7 protein-coding genes and 1 tRNA gene are annotated in these 6,540 nt (G+C 57.2%); 7 read left to right on the forward strand and 1 reads right to left on the reverse strand.

The genetic code is table 11. The annotated features are described in order from the left end of the window. The coding region (locus AWB64_RS30355; protein WP_060859121.1) for a trypsin-like peptidase domain-containing protein at positions 1 to 961 on the reverse strand (961 nt) is incomplete at its 3' end. A gap of 20 nt (positions 962 to 981) precedes the next feature. Here AWB64_RS30355 and AWB64_RS30360 point away from each other — a divergent pair. The 7 genes from AWB64_RS30360 to AWB64_RS30390 all read left to right on the forward strand — a co-directional run bounded on the left by AWB64_RS30360 (position 982) and on the right by AWB64_RS30390 (position 6,097). After that, entirely contained in the window at positions 982 to 1,728 is a 747-nt protein-coding gene (locus AWB64_RS30360; RefSeq protein ID WP_060859122.1) for a Nif3-like dinuclear metal center hexameric protein, read from the forward strand. 205 nt (positions 1,729 to 1,933) lie between these two features. After that, positions 1,934 to 2,554, forward strand: a complete 621-nt coding sequence (gene petA, locus AWB64_RS30365; RefSeq protein WP_060859123.1) for a ubiquinol-cytochrome c reductase iron-sulfur subunit — start codon at positions 1,934 to 1,936, stop codon at positions 2,552 to 2,554. Then, positions 2,555 to 3,937: a cytochrome b gene (locus tag AWB64_RS30370; RefSeq protein WP_060859124.1), complete on the forward strand. Its 1,383-nt coding sequence runs from the start codon at positions 2,555 to 2,557 to the stop codon at positions 3,935 to 3,937. Between the two features lie 31 nt (positions 3,938 to 3,968). Then, positions 3,969 to 4,724: a cytochrome c1 gene (locus AWB64_RS30375; protein ID WP_060859125.1), complete on the forward strand. Its 756-nt coding sequence runs from the start codon at positions 3,969 to 3,971 to the stop codon at positions 4,722 to 4,724. 96 nt (positions 4,725 to 4,820) lie between these two features. Then, positions 4,821 to 5,432 carry a glutathione S-transferase N-terminal domain-containing protein gene (locus AWB64_RS30380; protein ID WP_031362199.1) on the forward strand — a complete coding sequence of 204 codons (612 nt, stop codon included), beginning with the start codon at positions 4,821 to 4,823 and terminating at the stop codon, positions 5,430 to 5,432. 64 nt (positions 5,433 to 5,496) lie between these two features. Continuing rightward, positions 5,497 to 6,003, forward strand: a complete 507-nt coding sequence (locus AWB64_RS30385; RefSeq protein ID WP_060859126.1) for a ClpXP protease specificity-enhancing factor — start codon at positions 5,497 to 5,499, stop codon at positions 6,001 to 6,003. Between the two features lie 18 nt (positions 6,004 to 6,021). After that, positions 6,022 to 6,097 (forward strand) — tRNA-Thr (locus tag AWB64_RS30390). Positions 6,098 to 6,540 lie beyond the last annotated feature (443 nt).

Genomic DNA, 6,540 nt, shown 5'->3' on the forward strand with positions numbered 1-6,540 from the left:
CGCCCGCCACGATCGCGCCGGACTTCTGTTCCAGCCCGAACGATTCTGCGATTTCCGGCGTCACGTCCTGCGGTTCCACGCCAATCCAGCCGCGCGTCACGGTGCCTGTGGTAATGATGCTTTCCAGCACGCTGCGCGCGGTCGAAACAGGAATCGCGAAGCCGATACCCAGCGACCCGCCACTGCGTGAATAAATCGCTGTATTGATGCCGAGCAGATTGCCGTTCACATCCACGAGCGCACCGCCCGAATTACCCGGATTGATCGCGGCGTCGGTCTGGATGAAGTTCTCGAACGTATTGATGCCCAGGTGATTGCGCCCGAGCGCGCTGACAATTCCCATGGTTACCGTCTGCCCGACGCCGAACGGATTGCCGATCGCGAGCACCACGTCGCCCACGCGCGTCTGGTCCATGCGGCCGAGCGTGATGATGGGCAGGTTCGTCATGTTGATCTTCAGCACGGCGAGATCGGTTTCGGGATCGACGCCAATCACCTTCGCCGATGACGTCCGGCCATCGGCGAGCGCAACTTCAATTTGATCTGCCCCGTCGACGACATGCTGGTTCGTTAGAATGTAGCCTTCGGAGCTGACGATCACGCCTGAACCGAGATTCGACGCGGGCGTTTCGTCGCCTTTGCGCTTGTTTTTATCGCCGAAGAAATAGCGGAACAACGGATCTTTCGCGCGTGGATCGGGCGGCAGCGACCCGTCCTTGCTCGAAAACACGTTGACCACGGCGGGCATGGCTTTCTGTGCACCGTCCGCATATGACGACTGAACAGGCCGGGAACCAATGCTGGGAGCCACTTCCTGCAACGCGACAATCGGCTCGGCGAGCTGCTTGCCGAACGTTCCCTGGCGTTGAAGCCACTGCGGTTTCAAGGTCGCGACGATGAACATCAGCGCCAACAGCACGGTCACCGCTTGGGCAAAAAACAGCCAGAAGCGTCTAAGCATTTGATGGAATAGAGGAATTCATGGATCGGATCGAACTCGAATTGTATCTGAACAATCTGCTGGAAATAGGACGCTTCAAGGACTATTGCCCGAACGGATTGCAGGTTGAAGGCTCGCGCCGCGTCGGGAAACTGGCGACGGGTGTGACGGCGTCGCTGGCGTTCCTGGAGGCCGCGGCCGAGTGGGGCGCGGACGCTGTGCTCGTGCATCACGGCTACTTCTGGAAGAACGAGGCGCCGCAAGTCACGGGGCGCAAATATCAGCGGTTGAAAACGCTGCTTGCAAACGATCTCAATTTATTCGCCTATCACCTGCCGCTCGACTCGCATCCCGAGTTCGGCAACAACGCGCAGCTTGGCGCGCGGCTTGGGTTGATCGCCGATAATCGTTTTGGCGATCAGGACCTCGGCTGGATTGCTTCGTTACCCATGTCACTGTCCCTCGAGCATTTCACCGCGACAATCGAAAACGAACTGGGCCGCAAGCCGCTCGTCTTTGGCAATCCGGATACGGAATTGCGCCGCGTGGCCTGGTGCACCGGGGGCGCGCAAGGTTTTTTCGATGACGCCATTGCGGCCGGCGCCGATGTCTACATCAGCGGCGAAGTGTCGGAGCAGACCATGCACATCGCAGCGGAGAGCGGCGTGGCTTACGTTGCGGCAGGGCATCATGCAACCGAGCGCTATGGCGTGCAGGCGCTTGGCGCCCATGTGGCCGAGCATTTCGATATTGAACACGTCTTTATCGATATCGATAATCCGGTGTGATTATCTTGCGCTGCAATAATTAATCACACTCCGTAAATAAACCCTTCATTTGAAAGTGACCAAAAGGTGCGGGGAAACCCTTAAGAATGAAGGACTTCGAGCGTTTTTTGCTATTCAACTCTTGTAAATGACGACTCCATTCGCGCACACTAGCGTCGGTAGAACGGACTGACGGTATAAATCCAACTCAGAAGTGGGGCGTGTGATGCGAGACAACGAAGATCAACGCGTCGACGGCGGCCGCAGAACCTGGCTGATTGCGACAACCGTAGCAGGCGGACTCGGTGGTGTTGCCACAGTCGTCCCGTTTGTCGGTTCGTTTGCACCGTCGGAAAAAGCCAAGGCGGCAGGCGCGCCGGTCGAGGTAGATATATCTGGTCTCAAGCCTGGCGACATGATGACCGTCGCCTGGCGCGGCAAACCGGTGTGGATTGTGAACCGCACCGACGAAATGCTCGCCGATGTAAAGAAAGCCGATCCCGAACTCGCCGATCCGCATTCGAAGAAAGAATTCACGATGCCGCTGCCGGAATACTGCAACAACGAATTCCGCTCGCGTCCGGAACACAAGAATTTGTTTGTCGCCGTCGCTGTCTGCACGCATCTTGGCTGCACGCCCACGCCGCGCTTTCAGGAAGGCGCGCAACCCAATCTCCCCGATGACTGGCCCGGCGGTTTTCTCTGCCCGTGCCACGGTTCGACCTACGACATGGCCGGCCGCGTCTTCAAGAACAAGCCAGCACCGCAGAACCTCGACATTCCGCCGTACATGTTCACGTCGGCGACGTCACTCGTGATTGGCAAGGACGAAAAGGGAGAAGCGTAAATGGCGACGACCGATAAAGACGTGGAGACAAGCGGTTTTCTGGGCTGGATCGATCGGCGTTTTCCGCTGACATCGACGTGGAAAGCGCACGTTTCCGAGTACTACGCGCCGAAAAACTTCAACTTTTGGTACTTCTTCGGATCGCTCGCGCTGCTCGTGCTCGTGATCCAGATCGTCACCGGCATTTTCCTCGTGATGAACTACAAGCCCGACGCGACGCTGGCGTTTGCATCGGTTGAATACATCATGCGCGAGGTGCCGTGGGGTTGGCTCATTCGCTACCTGCATTCCACAGGCGCGTCGATGTTTTTTGTCGTCGTCTATCTGCACATGTTTCGCGGGCTGATGTACGGGTCGTACAGAAAACCGCGTGAACTCGTCTGGATCTTCGGCTGCGCTATTTTCCTGTGCCTGATGGCAGAAGCGTTCTTCGGATATTTGCTGCCGTGGGGACAAATGTCGTTCTGGGGCGCGCAGGTGATCGTCAATCTGTTCTCGGCGATACCGTTTATCGGGCCGGATCTGTCGCTATGGATTCGCGGTGATTACGTCGTGTCGGACGTGACGCTGAACCGCTTCTTCGCGTTCCACGTGATCGCCATTCCGCTGGTGCTGATCGGTTTGGTGGTCGCACATCTGGTCGCGCTGCACGAAGTCGGATCGAACAACCCGGATGGCATCGAGATCAAGGCCAAGAAGGACGAAAAGGGCATTCCGCTCGACGGCATCCCGTTCCATCCGTATTACTCGGTCCACGATTTCATGGGCGTGTGTGTGTTCCTGTTCATCTTCGCCGCGATCGTTTTCTTCGCGCCGGAAATGGGCGGCTACTTCCTGGAAGCCAACAATTTCGTACCGGCGAATGCGCTGCAAACGCCGAACGAGATCGCCCCGGTCTGGTACTTCACCGCTTTCTACGCCATGCTGCGCGCGACCACTGATCCGTTCAAGATCGTGCTGATGGTGATCATCGCGTTGCTTGGCGTGCTGGCCTTGCTGCGCGGGCGCGGAAAGTGGCGGTTCGGATTGCCGGTGCTGGCGTTGCTGATCATTGTGTTCATGGCGCTGACCGAATCGAAGTTCTGGGGCGTGGTGGTGATGGGCACGGCCGTCGTTTCGCTCTTCTTCCTGCCGTGGCTTGACCGAAGCCCGGTCAAATCCATCCGATACCGCCCGCTGTTCCACAAGATTTTCTATGGTGTCTTCGTGTTCGCGTTCCTCGTGCTGGGCTATCTCGGCACGAAACCGCCGTCGCCGGCGGGAACGTTGATCGCGCAGATCTGTGCGCTGATCTATTTCGCTTTTTTCCTCGGCATGCCCTTCTGGACGACGCGCGGCCGCTTCAAGCAGCCGCCCGACCGCGTACGGTTCAAGCCGCATTGACCTCGCGCACAGACCGAATGGAGACAAGACGATGAAAAAATGGCTCTCTAAACTTGCGCTGATCGGCGCGTCATTGATGGCGTTTGGCCTCGCGCCGGCGCACGCGCAGGAAAACGTGCCGCTCGATGCCGCGCCCGACAGCGCCGACAATTTCGCTTCGCTTCAACATGGCGCAAAATTGTTTGTAAACTACTGCCTGAACTGCCACAGCGCGAATTTGATGCGTTACAACCGGCTGACGGACATTGGCATCGATCCAAAGGAAATTCAGGCGAATTTGCTGTTCACTACGGACAAGATCGGCAACACAATGACCGTCGCCATGCGTCCGGACGACGCAAAAGCGTGGTTCGGCTCGTCGCCGCCGGATTTGTCGGTTGAGGCGAGGGCGCGCGGGAAGGATTGGATCTACACGTATTTGCGCAGTTTTTATCGCGACGATACCCGGCCGACCGGCTGGAACAATCGCGTATATGAAAACGTCGCAATGCCGCATGTGCTTTGGGAGTTGCAGGGCACGCGGACGGCAAAATTCGACACGGAAGTCGATGAGAAAACTGGCGAAAAAGTGAAACATTTCGCGGGTTATACCCAGGTGACTCAGGGGACGATGTCGCCAGTAGATTATGATTCGGCTATGGCCGATCTGGTTTCGTACCTTTCGTGGATGGCGGAGCCGGCCCAGCAGACGCGAAAACAGCTGGGCGTCTGGGTCCTGATGTTTTTGGGAATTTTGAGCTTTTTGGCGTGGCGCCTCAACGCGGCATACTGGAAGCAGATTAAATAACACGCCGCGATCGGTGTGGGTCAGCGTCGACAAAGCGCCTCGCAGAAGGCGCTTTTCGCACGCTGGCCCTTATGTTTTCTGAAGGGACTTTTAATCATGATGGTTTTGTACTCCGGCACTACTTGCCCGTTCTCCCAGCGCTGCCGGCTGGTGTTGTTCGAAAAGGGCATGGACTTCGAAATCCGCGACGTTGACCTGTTCAACAAGCCCGAAGACATTGCGGTGATGAACCCGTACGGCCAGGTGCCGATTCTGGTCGAGCGCGACCTGATCCTGTACGAATCGAACATCATCAACGAATACATCGACGAGCGTTTCCCGCATCCGCAACTGATGCCCGCCGATCCGGTCCAGCGCGCCCGCGCTCGCCTGTTTTTGCTGAACTTCGAAAAAGAGCTGTTCGTGCATGTCGGCACGCTGGAAAACGAGAAGGGCAAGGCGGCGGAAAAAAATCACGAAAAGGCGCGCAACGCCATTCGCGACCGCCTGACGCAGCTTGCGCCGATCTTCCTGAAGAACAAGTACATGCTCGGCGAAGAGTTTTCCATGCTCGACGTCGCCATTGCGCCGCTGTTGTGGCGTCTGGATCACTATGGCATCGAGCTCTCGAAGAACGCCGCGCCGTTGATGAAGTACGCCGAGCGCATTTTCAGCCGGCCGGCTTACATCGAAGCGCTGACGCCTTCGGAAAAAGTGATGCGTCGCTAACGTATCCGATTGCGGAGCGCGCTGGCTCGACCGGCGGCGCTTCGCATCGATAGAGGACAAGCCGATGCAAGAGATTTCCACCAAGCCGTATCTACTGCGCGCGCTCTACGAGTGGTGCACGGATAACGGCTTCACACCGCACATAGCAGTCCGTGTGGACAATGGCACGCGTGTGCCGCGGCAATTCGTGCGTAATGACGAGATCGTGCTGAACATCAGCTTCGAAGCCACGAGCCAGTTGCAGATGGGCAATGAGTGGATCGAGTTCAGTGCACGATTTTCCGGCAAGTCGCACAAGATCGAAGTGCAGGTCGCCAACGTGCTCGCTATTTATGCACGTGAAAACGGCCAGGGCATGGCGTTTCCCGTCGATCCCGCTGCAATTGGCGCCGCGCCCGATGTGTCGGGCTCGGATGGGCCGCGCTCATCGGAGTTGGGGCCGGACGAGAGCGGAGCGGAGCGGATAGAACGCCGCGAGCCGGTCGCGTCAACACGAGATGACGACGAGTTGCCTCCCGACGACGATGGATCAAAATCCACTGGCCGGGCTCACCTCAAGGTCGTCAAATGAAGTAATATCGCTGACTTCGCCGGCTTAGCTCATCAGGTAGAGCAGTTGATTTGTAATCAGAAGGTGGCGGGTTCGAGTCCTGCAGCCGGCACCATATAAGTATCTCAAGCAGTTTCATGAAGTCTTCGAACCCTGTGCCGGTTTTACCGCTGCAGGGTTTTTCTTTTGAATCCACGGCCGCTACCTGTCGCCTCGTGCGCGGCGCTTTCTTCAAATGAACGCCGCAGCTTAATATTCTTTTCATAAACCTCTTGCGGAAGCGGTAAGGGCGCACTAGAATTCGGCCCTTCGCTTCTGGATGGGGCGAAGAGAAGCGGGAAATTAGGGGATTTGTAGTTTGATTCCAGTAGCCGGAGAGCCAGGTAACACGGCCTTCGCAGGGAATCGCGGTCCAGGTGGTTGTGATTCGAAGTTTGTCACGATGCGGTAAAAAAAACCTGTTGACGTAAAGCGAAGAGTTCTACATAATCTCGTTTCTGTGCTGCAAACGCAGCGACGCGAAAGCGGCGGTGTTCCGAGGGTTGGAATGCTGGTGTT

The sequence above is a fragment of the Caballeronia sordidicola genome (assembly GCF_001544455.2).
Taxonomy (GTDB): Bacteria; Pseudomonadota; Gammaproteobacteria; order Burkholderiales; family Burkholderiaceae; genus Caballeronia; species Caballeronia sordidicola.

Excerpts from the sequence above, each read along its gene's own strand:
- petA (WP_060859123.1), top strand. The coding sequence starts at position 1,934 with ATGCGAGACAACGAAGATCAACGCGTCGACGGCGGCCGCAGAACCTGG.
- AWB64_RS30380 (WP_031362199.1), top strand. The coding sequence starts at position 4,821 with ATGATGGTTTTGTACTCCGGCACTACTTGCCCGTTCTCCCAGCGCTGC.
- AWB64_RS30385 (WP_060859126.1), top strand. The coding sequence starts at position 5,497 with ATGCAAGAGATTTCCACCAAGCCGTATCTACTGCGCGCGCTCTACGAG.
- AWB64_RS30370 (WP_060859124.1), top strand. The coding sequence starts at position 2,555 with ATGGCGACGACCGATAAAGACGTGGAGACAAGCGGTTTTCTGGGCTGG.
- AWB64_RS30360 (WP_060859122.1), top strand. The coding sequence starts at position 982 with ATGGATCGGATCGAACTCGAATTGTATCTGAACAATCTGCTGGAAATA.
- AWB64_RS30375 (WP_060859125.1), top strand. The coding sequence starts at position 3,969 with ATGAAAAAATGGCTCTCTAAACTTGCGCTGATCGGCGCGTCATTGATG.